This window comes from Rhodococcus sp. Leaf247 (assembly GCF_001426185.1).
Lineage (GTDB): Bacteria > Actinomycetota > Actinomycetes > Mycobacteriales > Mycobacteriaceae > Rhodococcoides.
Genome location: NZ_LMRP01000001.1, coordinates 1,573,936 through 1,590,854, shown reverse-complemented (window position 1 = coordinate 1,590,854; position 16,919 = coordinate 1,573,936). Strand labels below are relative to the sequence as shown.

The 16,919-nt window shown below is 67.7% G+C and carries 21 protein-coding genes and 1 tRNA gene; 15 read left to right on the top strand and 7 right to left on the bottom strand.

All coding sequences use genetic code 11. From position 1 onward, the window contains the following. Window positions 1-59 precede the first annotated feature (59 nt). Window positions 60-398, top strand: coding sequence for an STAS domain-containing protein (locus tag ASG64_RS07425; RefSeq protein ID WP_056071629.1), 339 nt, complete (start codon window positions 60-62; stop codon window positions 396-398). Here the strand turns inward: ASG64_RS07425 and ASG64_RS07420 are convergent. The 3 genes from ASG64_RS07420 to ASG64_RS07410 are packed head-to-tail and all read right to left on the bottom strand — an operon-like array spanning window position 382 to window position 3,588. Further along, window positions 382-1,563 (bottom strand): zinc-dependent alcohol dehydrogenase, encoded by a 1,182-nt coding sequence (locus ASG64_RS07420; protein ID WP_056071625.1) that lies wholly within the window; start codon window positions 1,561-1,563, stop codon window positions 382-384. The genes ASG64_RS07425 and ASG64_RS07420 overlap by 17 nt on opposite strands. Window positions 1,564-1,575: 12 nt before the next feature. After that, a complete protein-coding gene (locus tag ASG64_RS07415; protein ID WP_042574261.1) occupies window positions 1,576-2,490 on the bottom strand; it encodes a glucose 1-dehydrogenase in 915 nt (304 codons plus the stop codon). A gap of 39 nt (window positions 2,491-2,529) precedes the next feature. Further along, on the bottom strand, window positions 2,530-3,588 hold the full coding sequence (locus ASG64_RS07410; RefSeq protein WP_056071623.1) for an NAD(P)H-binding protein: 1,059 nt from the start codon (window positions 3,586-3,588) through the stop codon (window positions 2,530-2,532). A 136-nt stretch (window positions 3,589-3,724) separates the two neighbouring features. Between ASG64_RS07410 and ASG64_RS07405 the strand changes: the two genes are divergently transcribed. Next, complete coding sequence (locus tag ASG64_RS07405) at window positions 3,725-4,429, top strand: GAF and ANTAR domain-containing protein (RefSeq protein ID WP_056072892.1); 705 nt, start codon at window positions 3,725-3,727, stop codon at window positions 4,427-4,429. Between the two features lie 2 nt (window positions 4,430-4,431). Here the strand turns inward: ASG64_RS07405 and ASG64_RS07400 are convergent, their stop codons facing one another. Continuing rightward, window positions 4,432-5,370, bottom strand: a complete 939-nt coding sequence (locus tag ASG64_RS07400; protein ID WP_235579517.1) for a DAPG hydrolase family protein — start codon at window positions 5,368-5,370, stop codon at window positions 4,432-4,434. Window positions 5,371-5,497: 127 nt separating this feature from the next. Between ASG64_RS07400 and ASG64_RS07395 the strand changes: the two genes are divergently transcribed. From ASG64_RS07395 to ASG64_RS07355, 9 genes are all read left to right on the top strand, one after another. Beyond that, window positions 5,498-6,070, top strand: coding sequence for a TetR/AcrR family transcriptional regulator (locus tag ASG64_RS07395; protein ID WP_162245376.1), 573 nt, complete (start codon window positions 5,498-5,500; stop codon window positions 6,068-6,070). 102 nt (window positions 6,071-6,172) lie between these two features. After that, window positions 6,173-6,850, top strand: coding sequence for a methyltransferase (locus ASG64_RS07390; RefSeq protein WP_056071621.1), 678 nt, complete (start codon window positions 6,173-6,175; stop codon window positions 6,848-6,850). Between the two features lie 25 nt (window positions 6,851-6,875). Then, a complete protein-coding gene (locus ASG64_RS07385; RefSeq protein WP_042574141.1) occupies window positions 6,876-7,058 on the top strand; it encodes a CDGSH iron-sulfur domain-containing protein in 183 nt (60 codons plus the stop codon). A gap of 47 nt (window positions 7,059-7,105) precedes the next feature. After that, entirely contained in the window at window positions 7,106-7,576 is a 471-nt protein-coding gene (locus ASG64_RS07380) for a Fur family transcriptional regulator (protein ID WP_042574140.1), read from the top strand. After that, entirely contained in the window at window positions 7,573-8,010 is a 438-nt protein-coding gene (locus tag ASG64_RS07375; protein ID WP_042574139.1) for a hypothetical protein, read from the top strand. Before ASG64_RS07380 ends, ASG64_RS07375 begins: the two co-directional genes overlap by 4 nt. A 26-nt stretch (window positions 8,011-8,036) precedes the next feature. Then, window positions 8,037-8,261: a hypothetical protein gene (locus ASG64_RS07370; protein ID WP_056071617.1), complete on the top strand. Its 225-nt coding sequence runs from the start codon at window positions 8,037-8,039 to the stop codon at window positions 8,259-8,261. Window positions 8,262-8,434: 173 nt separating this feature from the next. After that, entirely contained in the window at window positions 8,435-9,055 is a 621-nt protein-coding gene (locus ASG64_RS07365) for a hypothetical protein (protein ID WP_056071614.1), read from the top strand. After that, window positions 9,052-9,498: a phage holin family protein gene (locus ASG64_RS07360; RefSeq protein ID WP_056071610.1), complete on the top strand. Its 447-nt coding sequence runs from the start codon at window positions 9,052-9,054 to the stop codon at window positions 9,496-9,498. Before ASG64_RS07365 ends, ASG64_RS07360 begins: the two co-directional genes overlap by 4 nt. Next, on the top strand, window positions 9,495-10,070 hold the full coding sequence (locus tag ASG64_RS07355; protein WP_056071609.1) for a DUF3618 domain-containing protein: 576 nt from the start codon (window positions 9,495-9,497) through the stop codon (window positions 10,068-10,070). The genes ASG64_RS07360 and ASG64_RS07355 overlap by 4 nt, the downstream gene beginning before the upstream one ends. A 3-nt stretch (window positions 10,071-10,073) precedes the next feature. Here the strand turns inward: ASG64_RS07355 and ASG64_RS07350 are convergent, their stop codons facing one another. The 3 genes from ASG64_RS07350 to ASG64_RS07340 form a co-directional block, all read right to left on the bottom strand. Further along, window positions 10,074-11,384 (bottom strand): lipase family protein, encoded by a 1,311-nt coding sequence (locus ASG64_RS07350; RefSeq protein ID WP_056071606.1) that lies wholly within the window; start codon window positions 11,382-11,384, stop codon window positions 10,074-10,076. Window positions 11,385-11,462: 78 nt separating this feature from the next. Then, window positions 11,463-12,269, bottom strand: a complete 807-nt coding sequence (locus ASG64_RS07345) for a transglutaminase-like domain-containing protein (RefSeq protein WP_056071603.1) — start codon at window positions 12,267-12,269, stop codon at window positions 11,463-11,465. A gap of 156 nt (window positions 12,270-12,425) precedes the next feature. Further along, window positions 12,426-12,499: transfer RNA gene (locus ASG64_RS07340), tRNA-Gly, on the bottom strand. Between the two features lie 81 nt (window positions 12,500-12,580). Between ASG64_RS07340 and dcd the strand changes: the two genes are divergently transcribed. From dcd to ASG64_RS07320, 4 genes are all read left to right on the top strand, one after another. Continuing rightward, entirely contained in the window at window positions 12,581-13,147 is a 567-nt protein-coding gene (gene dcd, locus ASG64_RS07335) for a dCTP deaminase (RefSeq protein ID WP_042573083.1), read from the top strand. Between the two features lie 98 nt (window positions 13,148-13,245). After that, window positions 13,246-14,742, top strand: coding sequence for an Hsp70 family protein (locus tag ASG64_RS07330; RefSeq protein ID WP_056071601.1), 1,497 nt, complete (start codon window positions 13,246-13,248; stop codon window positions 14,740-14,742). Window positions 14,743-14,785: 43 nt separating this feature from the next. Continuing rightward, entirely contained in the window at window positions 14,786-15,880 is a 1,095-nt protein-coding gene (locus ASG64_RS21540) for a hypothetical protein (protein ID WP_056071599.1), read from the top strand. 115 nt (window positions 15,881-15,995) lie between these two features. After that, window positions 15,996-16,916 (top strand): Hsp70 family protein, encoded by a 921-nt coding sequence (locus ASG64_RS07320; RefSeq protein WP_156388285.1) that lies wholly within the window; start codon window positions 15,996-15,998, stop codon window positions 16,914-16,916. The last annotated feature ends 3 nt before the right edge of the window (window positions 16,917-16,919 follow it).

Below are 16,919 nucleotides of genomic sequence, written 5' to 3'. Positions count from 1 at the left end.
GTCGGGCCCTTCGCTCAACACACCCGGTCGTGGCCGGGAAGCGCCGAAAAGGTACATCGATGACGTCACACACCCCGTCCACCGATCAACTCCCGATCTCCTTCACCATCGATGCCCCCGTCACCGGCTCGCCGACGCTCACCGTTCACGGCGACGTCGACCTGGTCACGGCTTTCGAGTTCGAAACCGCGCTACGACATCGGCTGGCGGTCTCCGCCCTAGTCCTCGATCTCGGCGGCGTCGAGTTCTTCAGCTCGGCCGGCGTGACGGCCATCGAGAACGCGCTGGCGGAGTCGCCGCACGCCATCGACAGCGTCATCGCGCCGTCGATGCGCGTACGGCGAACCCTCGGTGTCCTCGAGCTCGACCGACTGGTCCCGATCACGGTCGGAGAATGATCTTCACCGCGCCGTCCTGCTTCTTCTGAAAGATGTCGTAGGCGTGCGGTGCGTCGGCCAACGGCAGTGTGTGCGTCGCGAAGTCGTCGACGCCGAGCGGATCCGCATCGGTCAGTAACGGCATGATGTCGTCGACCCACCGCTTCACGTTCGCCTGACCCATGTGGAGGCGGATCTGCTTGTCGAACATCGTCATCATCGGCATGGGGTCCGCCGCGCCGCCGTAGACACCCGACAGTGAGATCGTTCCGCCGCGGCGCACGATGTCGACAGCGGAGTACACCGCGTCGAGTCGGTCTACTCCCGCTTTCTCCATCATCGGCTTCGCCAGTGCATCGGGAAGTAGACCGGCGAGCTGCTGCGCCGCCTTGGCCACCGGGGAACCGTGCGCCTCCATGCCGACAGCATCGACGACGGAATCCGTTCCGCGGCCGTCGGTCAGGTCACGGATGGCATCCCCGACCTGTCCACCGTGGGCGCGGAGATCGACGGTCTCGACACCGCGGGCGCGCGCACGTTCGAGGCGCTCCGGCACCCTGTCGACGCCGATGACTCGATAGCCCAGATGGATGCCGATGCGTGCGGCCATGTCGCCGATGGGGCCGAGTCCGAGAACCGTGAGTGTGCCGCCCTCGGGTACATCGGCGTACTGCACGGCCTGCCATGCCGTCGGCAGGACATCGGACAGGTAGACGAACCGGGAGTCGTCGGGACCCTCCGGCACCGCGATGTGAGTGAAGTCGGCGTGCGGGACCCGGAGGAACTCGGCCTGTCCGCCGGGCACGGATCCGTACAGCTCGGAGTAGCCGAACAACGCTGCGCCCATGCCGGATTCGCGGACCTGCGTCGTCTCGCACTGCGTGTAGAGCAGCTTGTCGCACATGTAGCACGAGCCACAGGAGATCTGGAACGGGATGACCACACGGTCGCCGACCGACAGGTTCGACACCGCGCTTCCCACCTCACGCACGATGCCCATGGGCTCGTGGCCCAGGATGTCGCCCGCATTCATGAACGGGCCGAGCACCTCGTAGAGGTGCAGATCGGATCCGCAGATGTTGGTCGATGTCACTTCGATGATGGCGTCGGTGGGCTCCTGGATCACCGGATCCGGGACGGTATCGACTCGAACGTCACGCTTGCCGTGCCATGTCACTGCTTTCATGAGTGTTGCCTCTCAGAGAATGGGTGCGCCACCGGTGACACCGATGACCTGACCTGTGATGTAGCTGGATTCGCCCGACGCGAGGAACACGTAGGCGGGTGCGAGTTCGGCGGGTTGACCGGCGCGGCCCAGCGGTACCTGGTCACCGAAGCCGTCGACACTGTCGGACGGCATCGTCGCGGGAATCAGTGGGGTCCAGATCGGCCCCGGCGCAACGACATTGATGCGGATGCCGCGAGGCGCCACCTCGGACGCCAGTCCTTTCGAGAAGTTGATGATGCCGGCCTTGGTGGTGGCGTAGTCGAGCAGCTCCGGTGACGGGGACACCCCTTGCACCGAGGCGGTGTTGACGATGGTCGCGCCCGGCTCCATCACCGACACGGCCTTTTTCGACAACCAGAACAGTGCGTACAGATTCGTCTTGAGAACTCGGTCGAACTGCTCGGTGCTGATGTCGGCGATGCCGCCGCTCTGCGCCATCTGGAACGCGGCGTTGTTCACCAGGATGTCCAGACCGCCGAGTTCGCGGAACGCCGTGTCGATCAGATCGTTGCAGTGCTCTTCGCTGCGGATGTCGCCCGGAGCCTTCACCGCCCGCCGGCCGGCCTCCTCGACCAGGCGCGCCGTCTGCGTCGCGTCCTCCTCCTCGGCGTCGAGATAGGACAGGACGACGTCCGCGCCTTCGCGCGCGAAGGCCAGCGCGACGGCCCGGCCGATGCCGCTGTCGGCGCCGGTGATCAGCGCTTTGCGGCCCGTGAGTCGGCCCGATCCCCGGTAGGTGCTCTCCCCGTGGTCGGGTGTGGTCCGGAGGTCGCCGGTGAGTCCCGGATGCGAGATCGGTTCCTGCCCTTCGCGATCCGGTACTCCGTACGCAGTCGTCGGGTCACGTTTGGTGTACTGGTCGACTGTCTCTTCGGTATTCGTCATCTTCGGCGGGTACCCGAAGGACGACGCCGGAACCACCCGTCAGGACTTGGGATGCAGCATTGCCCGCGAGATCTTCCCGGTCGGGGAGTGGACGACGTCGCCGTCCTGCAGGCTGACCACGCCGCCGGCCCACGAGGGGTCGGTGTCGGCAGCGGACTGGGGATCGGTCGTTCCCTCCGCGTCCGTGCCGTCGTGGGTGCTGGTTTCGAGGGAGCGCCTGATCGACTCGTCGATCCCGACCAACTCGCCCACCGCGTCGGCGAAGGTGTCCGTCGCCGCGTTGCCTCGTCGGACGATCATGTCGTGGTGAAGGCTGTCGACCAGAGAGATCACGGTGCCCGGGGGCATGCCGGTGATGGTGGCGACCGCCCGCCCGACGACGGGTGTGGGGACCAGCGGTACTCGGAACTGCGGCCGCGCCAAGCCCGCGATGTCCGCGTAGCGCGAGAGCAGCTCGGGGTAGGTGAGCACTTCGGTTCCGCCGATGTCGAAGGATCCGGCGATCGGGTCGCCCTTCAGCGCGGCGGCAATGATCTGCAGGACATCGGTCGTGGCGATGGGCTGCACCTTGTTCACCATCCAACTGGGAACCGGGGTGACGGGCAGCCGCTCGACCATCTTGCGGACCAACTCGAACGACGTCGATCCCGCGCCCAGGATGATTGCCGCGCGCAGCACGGTGGCCGGCACCGACGAGTTGAGGAAGACCTCCTCGACCTGTAGGCGGGAGCGGATGTGGTCGGACAGCTCGATGTCGTCGTCGGGAACGTGCCCGGAGAGATAGACGATGCGGCCGACGCCGTGCTTCTCCGCGGCCGCCGCGACAGCCTGAGCTGCCTCGCGGTCCTTGGTGACGAAGTCGCCGTCGTCCATCGAATGCACCAGGTAGACCACCGCGTCGGCGCCGCTCACCGCGCTGTCGATGGAGTCGTGGTCGGTGATGTCGAAGTGCACCGGCGTCACGTCCTCGTTCCAGGCGAACGACGACGCTTTGCTGTCGTCGCGCATGGCTGCGAGGACGACGTGGCCGTCGCCGAGGAGGAAAGGGATGAGCCGGGAACCGATGTAGCCGGTGGACCCGGTGACGAGAATGCGCAACGACGTGCCTTTCGGTGGGTCGTCCTTGTTTACCCGAGGGGCCGCGCGGTCAATCCATAGGTGCCGACGGACACATATGTCCGGTCGGCACAGTGGGGTGTTCCGTTCAGCCCTCCCGACATGGATGGAGCAGCGTATGAGCGAGCGAGACATCACGTCGGCGTTGGCGCTGTTCGCCCGCGACCTGACGGCGCACGGCGACCTCGACACCAAGCTCAGAGAGATCACGCGAGCGGCGTTGGACCTGGTCCCGGGCGCCGACGCGGCGGACATCGTGGAGATCGCCGGACGCAAGTCGACGTTCACCTCGCATGGACCGACGTCCGATCTCCCTCCCCGCCTCGACGCGCTGCAGATCGAGTTCGGCGAGGGTCCGTGTCTGGACGCGGCGACGTCGGTGGAAGTCGTGCGAGCGGACGATCTCACTCTCGAGATGCGGTGGCCGAAGTACGCGCCCGCAGCCGTCGAGGCCGGTGTCCGTAGTTCGCTGTCGTTCCAGCTGTTCACCCACAGGGACACGTTCGGCGCCCTCAACCTGTTCGCTCATGAACCGTCCGCTTTCAGCGACGAGGCGATCGCCGTGGGGGAGGCGTTGGCGACCCACGCGGCTATCGCCCTGACCTCCAGCCGGGTCGAGGACCAGCTCCACTCGGCCCTGGCGTCGCGCGACATCATCGGTCAGGCCAAGGGAATGATCATGGAGCGGTTCGGTGTGGACGCCGAGCACGCGTTCTCCCTGCTGACCCGTCTGTCCCAGGATTCCAACACCGCGATCAGCCGGTTGTCGGCCGAGCTCGTGTCGAAGGGTTCCGAGTCGAAGAACTCGGGGTCGACGGGCTGATCTCAGCTCGAGAATTCCGCGTACAGCTCCGGTAGGAACTGCGCGAGGTGGTTCATCTCCTGCCCGCAGTGCAGCATCAGGTCCCGACCGAGGTCCAGGCCCAGTTGCAGGTCCGTCGGGTCCACCGAGGCGCCTCGGGCTATGGCATTCGCTGCCTGCGTCAGGTCGGGAACGTGCAGCCCCCGCAGATTGAGGTGGAAACGGCTGCGCATCTCGGCGCCGCCGTCGATCGGCCGGACCTGATGGGCGAGCCACCCCAGGTCGACCGGTGCGATGCTGCTGCCGACGCGTCCGAAGATGATCGTCTGGTCGGCCGGCACGGTGAATCCGTGAGCGACGGGGTCCCGGAAGTTGATCCCCAGCTGCTGCAGCTTGGGTCCCACGTACTCGTCGACGTACGTCGTGTTGCCGATGTACTTCTGCTTGTCCGGCAGCGATGTGCCCGTCAGATCGGTCGCCAATGACGCGTACTGGTGGGCGTCGGGGTGCCACAACTTGTAGCGCGCGGCCTCGGTGGAATGCCATCCGAACCACCAGTCCCACATCGCGGCGGTGACGCCCGGCATCTCCGTCCGCGCCGCCACGAACACCACACTGTCGGCGCCCTGCCCGTATCCGGTCTCGACGGCCGAGGTTCCGGTGGCGGCGAGGTCGCGGGTGATGTCGTCGAAGCGGGGCACCGCTGCCGCGGGCAGTGGGGGAGCAGCGACGGCGTCGAGCACGTGCTGCTGAGCGGGGGCGGTGCGCGGCTGCATGTACCGCGCGTAGGGCAGATCGACGTCGGCGCCCCGGTACCCCGGATAGCGGTGCGTGTCGGCAGGCGCTCCGAGAGCGACGGGAGCGGCGGAGCTTCGTGGTGCGACGGCGATCGTGACAGCCCCGGCGGCGACAGCGGCAGCAGCGAAGAAGCCGCGGCGACCCATGGTTCGATTCCTCAACATCTGTATAGAAAACGGGTCGGTGGCTCCGGTGTCAAGAGCTTCTCCCCGGACCGGACATCGATGCGACGGCGGGCACGGATGTCCGATTGATTATCTTTCCGCACGTCAGGGCCGTAATATGCTCGACGTGGATCCAGCGAACAAGCCCAGTAGGCGGCTGCTCATCGCCGAAGCTGCCGTTCGTGTGCTGGCCGAACGCGGGCCGCGGGGGTTCACCCATCGCGCTGTCGACGAGGCCACCGGCCTCGGTGCCGGGGCCGTCAACTACCACGCTCCGAACCGCGCGACCCTGCTCGCGTTGGCCCTCGACGAGGTGTTCCGCCGCGATCTCGAGGTGGCCGCGCGGCACTTCGCCCTGCAGTCGTGGGAGCACGAAGCAGTCGTCGGTGCCCTCGTGGGGTTCGTCCGCGAGATGTGCAGCGACGCGCATCGCGGCCGGGTCATGGCGCGTCACCACCTCCTCGGCGAAGGCTTGGTGCGTCCCGAACTGAAGGCAGCGTTCGACTCGCAACTCGGGGCATTCGTGGCCTTGGTGGCGTCCAAGATGGCCGAGGCGGGATACCCGGCCACCGTCGCATCCGCGGAGTTGTTCGCGATGTCGGTGGACGGTCTGCTGAGCAGACAGGTCGTGATCGGGTCGGAACCATTGCCGGACGACGAGATTCCGCGCATCGCGGAGATCATCGCGCGACGGTGGTGACCATTCTTCGCGGCGTTTGAGTAACCGGTGAGCGGGAATGCATAGGTAACTGATGGCGGCAATTGTCGCCAGCGCACCGCTGCGCCGACGGAAGGTACTCGTGTGACGACGGTTCACCGCGACACGATCGACATGATTCGCGCTCACCCCGGTGTGTATGCGCCGCAGGACGACTCCCGACTGATGTGCGACGTCATGCCTGTCGCAGCATCGCCGCTCGATGCCCGAGTCCTGGACCTGTGCACCGGAACCGGCGTCCTCGCCCTGGAGGCGGCATGTCTCGGGGCTCGCGAGGTGCTCGCCTACGACCTCGACTCCCGTGCCGTCGCGTGCGCATTGGACAACGCCGATCGGATCGGCGTGACCGTCGATGCTCGGCAGGGAACTCTCGAGGACGCGCTTCTCGAGGCGCCCTTCGATCTGGTGGTGTCCAATCCTCCCTATGTTCCGTCGCCCGCAGCGCCCACCGGACGCGGAGTGCATCGCGCGTGGGATGCGGGTTCCGACGGCCGGATCGTCCTGGATCCCCTGTGCGACAACGCGTTCGATCTTCTCGTCCCGGGCGGCACGATGCTGATCGTGCAGTCCGAGTTCGCCGGGGAGGCGCGCACGGTCGAGCGCCTGCGTCGCGCTGGAACCACCGTGGACGTCGTCGCGCGTCGCCGCATCGCGTTCGGTCCGGTGATGCACGCACGTGCCGAGTGGCTCGAGTCGACAGGTGCGCTGCAGCCGGGCCGTCGTTCCGAGGAACTGGTGGTCATCCGTGCCCGACGCCCCTGACCCGCGGGCTGCCCGAGCCGTCCGGATGGTGCCCGGCGGCCCCGTCATGGTGGAGGGTCCCGTCGTCGTCGAACTCGACGACGGCACGAGCGTGCGTTCCGATCGGTTCATGGTGGCGCTGTGCGCGTGCCGCCGCAGCAAGAATTATCCCTTCTGCGACACCAGTCACCGTCGCAAGATCAGGGCGGCGGCGCCGACCACGGACTGACCGGGACGAAGTGGTTTCGCACGTCCGTCCGAGGGCACACCGGCGTCGTGCAAACAGACGAAGTCGCGACGGTCGCACCGTCGGAAACGCACTGGAAGCGGGTGCTGCGCGATCGAGGCCTGCGGGTGACGCGGCCCCGCATGCGAGTGCTTCGCGTGGTGGCCGAGCACCCGCACGTCGACGCCGGTTTCGTGGCGCGCACACTGTCGCCGCAGGGGATGTCCCGCCAGACCGTGTACGGGAACCTGGACGCCCTGGTGTCGGCGCGGTTGCTCCGCCGGATCGAGCCGGCCAACTCCCCCGCGCTGTACGAACTACGGGTGGACGGAGACGACCACCATCACCTGATGTGTCGGCAATGCCGGCAGGTGTTCGACACGTCGCTGACCACCGACGTCCGCCGCTCGACGGGCGACCCGGACGACTTCGCGGTCGACGGTATCGACGTCTTCTTCTGGGGGGTGTGCGGACGCTGTCGCGGTTCGCACGGATACGGCGAGGGTAACCACTCGACATGAGTGAAGACCGCGAGAAGATGCTGGCCGACCACCGCCGTCCCACCGACGCGGACGACGCCACGGTGTCCGCTGTGGGTTCGGTGTCCGAGGCCCTGGAGTGGGTGGAACGTGCACGCGGACAGCTGTATTCGTTCCATCAGATGATGGGGCACGCAGATCTGCAACTGGGTAAGGCTGCCGACGAGCTGCGGGAGGCCGGCCACACTGCTGCAGCCGACGCGCTCGAGGCAGAGGTCGTCGGACGCAACGTGATCGAGGGCCGATGGACCTTTCAGATCGTCGAGGATTTCGACGACGGGTACTGGTCCACGGTGCGCGAGCACGAGCGTCGGATCCGCGACGATCTGATGGGCGGCCGCAGACACGTCTTCGAGGCGGAGATGAAAGAGGACCGTCGCACCCACGGCCAACGAGGGCACGAAGCCACGCCCTGACCTTTCGAGACACGAGGAGAACGACGATGACAGTGACTGCAGACATGCTCGAGCACCTGCTGGAGGCACCCGACGGAACGTCGTTGGTGCTGCGTGACGGTCGGCCCGTCGTGACCGACGACGAGTCCGACTCCGTGTTGATCACCACGAAAGCGGCGATCGTGGAGCAACTGGGCGACGACAGGTCCCCGGAACGTTTGGCGACCGCGGCGGCCGCCCTGGACGACACGGTGGACAAACTCGGAGCCTGACCATTCCTTCCGGTTTTCTTCGGTGAGAACGGTTTCTCCGTTCTTCGCGGGGTATCTCAGCCGGGTCCGAGTACGACTCGCGAACCTGTTGAGACATACCATGACTCACTCCACCGGAAATATTCCTGCACCTCCGCCTCCGGTGTCCGCGGGCCCCCGCCCGGCCGAAGCACGTGGCATCCGTCGCGCAGGATCAGGCTGCGTCCGTCGCCGGCGAGGCGACCGACCGCGCGAAGGAACTCGCGCACCAGACGCGACGCGAACTGACGGATCAGGCGGGCGCGCAACAGAAGCGGGTCGCCTCCGGCCTGCGGTCCCTGGCCGACGAACTGGGTTCGATGGCCGACGGCTCGCAGAACCCGGGCGTGGCGACCGATCTGGCACGGCAGGCCGCCGAGCGCTCGCACACCATCGCATCGTGGTTGGACGACCGTGAACCGGGCCACGTCCTGGACGAGGTCACGGGCTTCGCACGCCGACGGCCGGGTGCCTTCCTGGCGATCGCGGCGGGTGCCGGTCTGTTGGCCGGCCGTCTGGGACGCGGCTTGTTCGCTGCGCAGCAGGACGATTCGGGATCCGACGCAGCGACGCCGGTACACGCCGACGGCGGCGTCGAACCTCTCGCCACCACGACGACGGTCGGATACGCCGATCCGGGTGCGGGCGTCACCCCCGGTGGCGGCATTCCACCCACCGGCGGCATCCCGCCCGCCGGGGGTGTGCAGCCGTCGGGCTTCGGTGAGGCGATGGGTCCCCCCGACTTCGGCACCGATCCCACCGGGCGGCTGCCGTGACCGCACCGAACACCCGGTCGGACGGAAACCCGTCGATCGGTGAACTGCTCTCCAACGTCAGTGCGGATCTCTCGGTGCTGATGCGCCAGGAGCTCGCGCTGGCCAAGGCGGAGGCCCGTCAGACCGCCACCCGCGCCGGTAAAGGGGCCGGAATGCTCGCCGGCGCAGCAGTTGCCGGGTATTTCGTGCTGCTGTTCCTGTCGGTCGCTCTGTGGTGGAGCCTCGGCAACGCCATCGGGCGCGGATGGTCGGCACTGGTGGTGACCGTGATCTGGGCCGTCATCGCGGCCGTTCTCGCCGTGGTCGGGCGCTCGTCGCTGAAGTCGGCACCCGGGATGCCCCGCACCACCGACACCGTGAAGGACATCCCCGGGGCGCTCACACCCCACCCGGACACCGTCGCTCGAGACACGAGCGCACATCATGAGGAGAGGCGACCATGACCGAACCCGATGCGATCCGCGCGGATATCGAACGTACGCGGCGGACACTGAGCAACGACGTCGATACCCTCGCCTACGAGGCGAATCCGGCCACCATGGCCAAGCGCAAGGTCAGCAGTGTCACCGGAGCCGTGTCCGGTGTCCGGGACCGTGTGATGGGGTCTGCCCACGACACGACGTCGAGCGCGCAGTCGTCGCTGTCGTCGGCGGGGGACAAGGTCAAGGGTGCTCCGAGCGGTGTCACGGGCGCGGCACGAGGTAACCCGTTGGCGGCCGGTCTGGTGGCGTTCGGGGCGGGACTCATCGCCGCGTCGCTGCTCCCGGCGAGTTCGAAGGAACAGCAGGCAGCGGAAACGCTGAAGGACAAGGCTTCCCCGCTGGTCGACGAGGCCAGGGATGTCGCGCAGAGCACGGCGGCCAACTTGAAGGAGCCGGCAAAGGACGCGGCGATGTCCGTCAAGGAGACCGCCACCGACGCCGTCGGCACCGTCAAGGACGAGGGCACGTCCGCGGCGCAGGATGTCGGCAACCAGGCCAAGGACGCGAAAGACACTGTCCAGCAGCAGAGCTGAGGCTCAGCCGACCTTCCTACCGAGGAACGCACGACCTGTCGAGACCGTGAGGCCGAGCAGTCCGCGCAGACCCCCGAGGGTCAGCGCGGTCGACCACACGGTCTCGGTGGTCGAGTCGGGCAACGGCTTTCCGGCGAAGCGGTCGGCGATCCAGTCGAGCGTCGCGGGAGCGGCGATCGGGTGCAGCGACAGGTGCTCGCTGAGACGGTCGCGGACGTACGTGACGTGGGCCCCGGCGGCGCGGTACCGCTCGACCTGTCCGTCCACGTCGTCGACGGCGATGATCGGATCGTGCACGGCTTGGAACACCAGCAGAGGAAACGTCGGTGCCGATTTGCCGGGCTGGATGTCCTGGAAGATCTGCACCAGTGCGGGTGTGGCCATGACATCGGCGAGGGGAATGTCGGTGTATCGCTCGAGATCGTGCATGAGCAGGGTCATCACGGCGTGCATCGTGGTCTTGCGTTCGAGGGTGTCCAGGATGTGGAGGCCGGGGGACGCGACGTGCTCGCGGATGACCGAATCGAGTGCCGGGTACGTGCGCCGGAGGCCTTCGACCACCATCGTCGGCAGAGCCGCGAAGAGGGTTCCGTTCAGTCGCGAGAACGCCGACGCCGGGTCGCCGACCGGTGACCCCAGCGCGGCGCAGACCACATCGATCTCCGGGGCATACTCGCCCGCAGCCTCGACTGCCCACGACGTCGCCAGTCCACCGCCCGAATATCCCCACAGGGCGACGGGAGTGGAGGCGTCCAGTCCGAGCGAGTCGAAGGACAGCGCGGCGCGGATACCGTCGAGGGTGCAGTAGCCGGGCTCGACGGGTGCTCCCCATCGCCCGTCCGTGCCCTCGTGGTCGGGAAGGGACAGCGCCCAACCCCGGCGCAACGCGTACAGGATGATCATCAGTTCGAACTGCGGAACCGCGCCACTGGCGTGTGCGCCCTTGCGCAACGCGTACGACGGGAAGCAGCGGTCGGAGACGGCATCGATGGCGCACTGGTACGACAGCAGGGCCTGCGGAGCACCGGGATCCGCGCCCACCGGCAGCAGGACCGTGGTCACGGCGACGCGAGGTTCGTGATCGATGCTGTCGGTGCGATAGAGCAGCTGCCACGCCGTGACCTGCTGACGGACGATGCCGAAGAGCGCGATCGATACCTCGCGGGAGCGCAGCACCGTTCCGGGACGCGTCTGCTCGAACCCAGCCGGAGCTCGGTAGAACGGGTCCTTGCCGGGAGTGATGACGGTGTCGTAGTCACCGTCGTCCGTCTCCCGATACTCACTGCTGAGCGCTGCATCCGGTTCGATGCTCATGGGCGTCTCGCTTCCTGCTTCGTCGAGTCACAGTAACGCGGCTCGGCGACGCGACCGACGGAACGCCCGTTCAGCCGGTCAGGACAGGGCCACCAGCTCGTGGATGTCGTCACGGGGAAGGTCGCCGGAGACGACGGCCGTGACGGTCGAGCTGTTCAGGGTGATCGAGCCCTTGTGGTTGTCCAGGAACGCGGTGTCCGCAGCGTCGCGGCCGGTCGCGATACGGACCAGGGTCGAGCGCGGCGCGAGGCACGTGGCATCGACGACCTGCCAGGTATCGCCCACCAGAGCTTCGGCGACGGCATGGAAGTCCATCGGGTCGCATCCCGGTGCGTACACCGCGACGAGACGCGCGGGCACGTTCAGAGCGCGGAGCATCGCGACGACGAGGTGGGCGTAGTCGCGGCACACACCCGCGCCGGCCAACAGCGTGTCCGCCGCGCCGTCGATGGGGTCGCTGCTGCCCGGGACGTACTGCAGGCGTCGGCCGACCCAGTCGGACACCTTGGAGAGGAGGACCGCGTCGTCCGACTCGCTGCCGAACTCGGTGGCGGCGAACCCGAAGAACTTGTCGGCCTCGGCGTAGCGGCTGGGGCGAAGGTAGACGGAGCGATCGAGATCGGTGACCGGCGCCGGCTCGGCGTTTCCGGTGATCGTCGCGTCGTAGTACACCTGCAGGTTGCCCTCGCCGACCTCGAGAACGTGGATGCGGTTCCCGTGGTTGCCGCTGACCTCCCGCGCGTCGACAGCAGTGCCGTCGAGCATGAACGACAGCGTCTCCGCCACCTGTGCACCCGGGTGCGGGGCGACCGCGATCTGGAACTCCAGGGTGCTGGCGGCCGTGATGTCGACATCGAGGCGTGCGGAGACGACGCGTTCGGTCATGGAGGTACTCGTTTCGGGGAGGTAGACAGTGATGGGCGGACGTGTACCCATCCTGACCAGGAACGACGCGTGTCGCCGGACACAGTGGATGCGGATAGTGGAAGACGGACCCCGGATTCCGGGGTCTCGATTCCACTATCGCCCGACTGGGCGAGGTGGAGCCGATGACGGGAATCGAACCCGCGTATTCAGCTTGGGAAGCTGATGTTCTGCCATTGAACTACATCGGCGCGGCACCCGTGAGGTGCGCAGCGACCAGATTAGCAGGGCGAACATGGAGGCAGGCGCTGCCGGTCTATAGCCTTCTGGACGTGCTGCTCTCCGATCGTGACATCAAGGCCGAGGTCGACGCCGGGACGCTGGGTATCGAGCCGTACGACGAGGCGATGGTGCAGCCGTCGAGTGTCGACGTTCGACTGGACGGCCTCTTCCGGGTGTTCGACAACTCCCGCTACACCCACATCGACCCCAAACTTCGCCAGGACGAGCTGACGACGCTGGTCGAACCCGCGGAGGGCGAGCCGTTCGTTCTCCACCCGGGCGAGTTCGTGCTGGGGTCGACGCTGGAGCTGACGACGCTGCCGAACGACCTCGCGGGCCGGCTCGAAGGCAAGTCGAGTCTGGGCCGTCTGGGACTTCTCACACACTCGACGGCGGGCTTCATCGATCCGGGCTTCAGCGGCCACATCACGCTGGAGCTGTCGAACGTCGCCAATCTGCCCATCACATTGTGGCCGGGCATGAAGATCGGGCAGCTCTGCTTGTTCCGTCTCTCCAGTCCGGCGATCAATCCGTACGGCAGTTCATCGCTCGGTTCGAAGTATCAGGGACAGCGCGGGCCGACCCCGTCGAAGGCTTATTTGAACTTTCTCCAGTAGACCTCCGGTTTGTTTTTACGGTCCGCTACATTGCTATGCCCGGTTTGAGGCTCTACTATCGGTCGGTACGTTCCCCCGACAGCCGATGGTGGTGATCCATGATGCGCTCCGACACGGAAACGTTCGGTGTCTCCATGAGCACCGGGTGTGTACGTGGAGTGGTCGTGGACGGCGGGGGCCGTCTGGTCGAGGCGCGGACGTCGTTCACCGACGCCCTGCATCCGCTGACCGATGCGTCGACCGCTGCCGCGGACATGTCCGCCGAACTGGGATGGGCCCGCGACGCGCCCGTCATGGCAGTGGGCGGTGACCCCGAGGACGTGTACGGACCGGGCGGCGTCCGCCTGATCGGCGAGTGCGATGCCTTCCTCGCCGCGGCTCGCATGGACGGCTGCCTCGAATTCGCCCGCACCGTCGCCATCGTGGACCTGGGTCGAGTGGGCACCCGCGTCCATGTCCTCGACTCCTCCACAGGCGAGTTGTTCTTCAGCGCAGGCACCGCGGAACTCAGCGGCGACGCTATCGATGCCGCTGTCGCCGAGTACCTCGCGGCCACCTTCGGCGCTGCCGAGAAGATGAGCCCTGCCGCCGTGCAGAACCTGGCTCAGGACAGCGTCGTCGCCAAGGAGATGTTGTCGGACGAGCGCGCCATCGACATGTCGGGGCCGTTCGTCGTCGATCCGGTTCGGTTGCGCCGCACGGACTTCGAACTTCTCGTCACTCCGTTGCTCGCGGAGTTCCTGGGCCATCTGAGCGATGCGGTCACGCAGGGCGTCGACGCCGTGCTGCTCGTCGGCGGCGGTGCGCACATTCCCTTCCTCCAGCGCGTGGTGACCGAGCACGTCGCCGTCCCGATGGTCGTCGCCCGGTACCCGCAGCACTTCGCAGCACTCGGCGCGGCGCACCTCTCCACGGTGATCCCACCCTCTCCGATGAGCGCGCCGATCCCCGTCCCCGACCAGTTTCCGGCCGACGACTCCGTCACCACGGTGCTCACGCCGGTCTCGCGTGCGGTTCTCCCGACACCGCCACCCGCGCGGTCGTCCGTTCCCGTGCGTCGCTCACGGCCGGCACGGCGTCGGCGCCGCTCGCGTGTCGGCGTGGTCGTGGGTACGTCGGCGCTCCTGGCGGCCGTGACTCTCGGCGCCGCAGCGGCAGCGTCGGGCCAGTCCGAGGACGTCGACGTGCGGTCGGCCGATCGTGTCGTCGTGACCTCCTCCGTCTCCCCGACGACCGCCGAGACCACGACGCCTGATACCGAATCGCCGCAGGCGCCGCCTGCCACGACATCGGTGGAGCCGTCGACGCGCACCTCGACCACGACCACGACATCCGTCACGGATGTGACCGATGCGCCGTCGACCACCGCCGTCACCGAGCCCACGCCGCAGAGTCGCCGGCCCGTGGCCGCCCCGACGCAACCTCAGGAGGCGGCTCCCACAGAGCAGGAGTCGCCCGTGACGACGACGCGTCGACCGAACAACCGGCCCACCACGTCGGCAGTGACGACCGCGCCCTCCGCGCCGGTCACCACCACGGTCCGACCGACGACCACGGTCCCGGCGCCGACCTCGACCGGAACCCGCGTCAACTGACCGTCAGCGCACGACCGAACGAACGAACAGAAGGGGGAGAGACGTGCACATCGTGCTGGGTATCTCGGCGACTGCCGATGACGTGACCGCGGCACTCGTCGACGTCGAACTCCCGCATCTGGGACCGGTCGACGAGCGGGTCACCGATCTCGGGGGCGACTCCGCGGCCGTGGGCTCCGCCGTGGCCACGGCGGTCGGGCTGATGCGGCTCCGCGCCGCTCGTGCCGACCTGCCCGTCTGGGGAACTGCCGTACTCCTCGAGTCGCCGGCGCTGCGCGAACCGATCGCTCGCGCGCTGGCCGATCAGCACATCAGCGACGTCACCCTGGTCGACGCCGTCGACACCGACCTGTCGTATTCACCTGCCGTCGCCGTGGCGGTGTCGTCGGATGCGGTCGTGTCGGATGCGCAGACCGGACCCATACCTGTCGTTCTCGCGCTGCCCGAGCCCGTTCCGGCGGACACTCGACGTGGTTACGCAGTGGTCGGAGCCGGTATCGCCGCGGCCGTCATCGCGGGATCGTTCGCCGTGTGGGCCGTCACCGGTGCGCGCGACGCCGAGATCGCCGGTGTGACGCGGACCGGGGCCGACTCGGTCGCCGAGAGCGACACGACCATCGAGCCGAATCCCGCGGCGCCCGCCTCGTCTCCGGCTCGGCCCGCGCCCTCTGCGCCGGGTTCGACGCAGCCGGGCGTGCCGGCCACCACGTCGAGCGACGGCCTGGTCATCGATCCGGGCCCTCTCGGTACCGGCGCAGCGCAGGCTCCGGCTGCCGGCTCCGCATCGCCCGCTGCGCCGCGGCCGAGGCCGGCATCGCCGTCCGCCGGGTCCTCGACGCCGAGGGCGACCGGTACGGACGAGGAGCCGACCGCCTCCGGAGGATCCGGTAGCACAGGGTCAGGAGGCTCGGGCGGTACAGGCACGGGCACTGGGACAGGGACCGGCGGTACGGGTTCCGGATCGGGCACCGGCGGCACCGGTTCGGGTACCGGAACGGACGGCACCGGCACAGGTGGCACGGGTACCGATTCCGGAGGCGGGCCGGTCGTCACCGACACGGATCCGGCGCCGGAGCCCACCACGCCCGACCCCTCCGACGGTCCGGCGCCCGACGGAGGCTCGTCCGACGCGGAGTGAAACCGTCGGCTCGTAGTGAAACCAACCAAAGATCGTGCGGAACGCTGGAGAACCGACCTTTTCCCTGTTCGGCAACATAGGCTGCGAGTACGAGCAGGTACGAACGGGGCGGGTCATGCGAGCAGTGGTCGGAATTTCTCTCGGTGCGTCGGCAATCCGGGCAGCAGTCATGGACCCGATGGGCCGCGCGCTTCTCGGCACCGAATCCGTGCCGGTGGTCCGCGGACGTGACCGGTTGGAAGTGGCGGTCGAGGTCGTCGATTCCGTCTGCACCCGGCACGGAGCCGACCGCGACAGCGCAGTCCTGGTGGTCCCGGACGAGCCCTGCTCCCGCATCGGAACCATCGCGCTGTCGATACATTCCGGCGGATGCGTCCGTCTGGCGTCCGAACTCGGAGCGCAGTTGATGTACCTGCGCATGCGGGGTCTGGTCGAGGCCGGGTCCACCGTGGCCATCGTCGACATGGGCAAGAGCGGAACATCGGTGTCCGTCGTCGATGTCGCCACCGGCTTCGTACAGGACGCAGCCTGGACCGACAGGTTCCGTGGCAGCGCGTTCGCGGACAGCGTGCGTGAACATCTGCTCTCCGCATACGGAACGTCGGACCCGTTGTCGCCCAGCGACTCCCAGTCCTTGACCGACGGTGTGGAGTGGGCGATGGAGATGATCGCCCTGCATCGCGTCGTGCGTGTCAGCGGCCCGTTCGTCGGTGGGACCGTGAACGTCTGGCGCACCACCGTCGATCGCTTGATGCTCGACTACGTCTCCGACGCGGCGGACTGGGTCAGCGATGTCGTACGTCGGGGGCCGCGGCAGGTCGACGCGGTCGTACTCGCCGGCGGTCCGGCGAACCTCCCGTTACTCCGCGGCGTGTTCGCCCGTGAATGGGGTTCGTCCCTCGTCATGCCGCAGGAACCGCAATCCATCGCGGCCACCGGCGCGGCGTTGTTGGCTGCGCGACGATCGGGTTCACCTATCAGCGGACCTATCCGAACAGTCGAGTCGCAGCCCCGTCACGCCGCACTCGTCGTGTGACCG

Coding starts and splice junctions, on each gene's coding strand:
- ASG64_RS07345 (WP_056071603.1), bottom strand. CDS start 12,269: ATGACCGAACGCGTCGTCTCCGCACGCCTCGATGTCGACATCACGGCC.
- ASG64_RS07420 (WP_056071625.1), bottom strand. CDS start 1,563: ATGAAAGCAGTGACATGGCACGGCAAGCGTGACGTTCGAGTCGATACC.
- ASG64_RS07400 (WP_235579517.1), bottom strand. CDS start 5,370: ATGTTGAGGAATCGAACCATGGGTCGCCGCGGCTTCTTCGCTGCTGCC.
- ASG64_RS07370 (WP_056071617.1), top strand. CDS start 8,037: ATGACAGTGACTGCAGACATGCTCGAGCACCTGCTGGAGGCACCCGAC.
- ASG64_RS07350 (WP_056071606.1), bottom strand. CDS start 11,384: ATGAGCATCGAACCGGATGCAGCGCTCAGCAGTGAGTATCGGGAGACG.
- ASG64_RS07320 (WP_156388285.1), top strand. CDS start 15,996: ATGCGAGCAGTGGTCGGAATTTCTCTCGGTGCGTCGGCAATCCGGGCA.
- ASG64_RS07415 (WP_042574261.1), bottom strand. CDS start 2,490: ATGACGAATACCGAAGAGACAGTCGACCAGTACACCAAACGTGACCCG.
- ASG64_RS07405 (WP_056072892.1), top strand. CDS start 3,725: ATGAGCGAGCGAGACATCACGTCGGCGTTGGCGCTGTTCGCCCGCGAC.
- ASG64_RS07425 (WP_056071629.1), top strand. CDS start 60: ATGACGTCACACACCCCGTCCACCGATCAACTCCCGATCTCCTTCACC.
- ASG64_RS07375 (WP_042574139.1), top strand. CDS start 7,573: ATGAGTGAAGACCGCGAGAAGATGCTGGCCGACCACCGCCGTCCCACC.
- ASG64_RS07385 (WP_042574141.1), top strand. CDS start 6,876: ATGGTGCCCGGCGGCCCCGTCATGGTGGAGGGTCCCGTCGTCGTCGAA.
- ASG64_RS07355 (WP_056071609.1), top strand. CDS start 9,495: ATGACCGAACCCGATGCGATCCGCGCGGATATCGAACGTACGCGGCGG.
- ASG64_RS07330 (WP_056071601.1), top strand. CDS start 13,246: ATGATGCGCTCCGACACGGAAACGTTCGGTGTCTCCATGAGCACCGGG.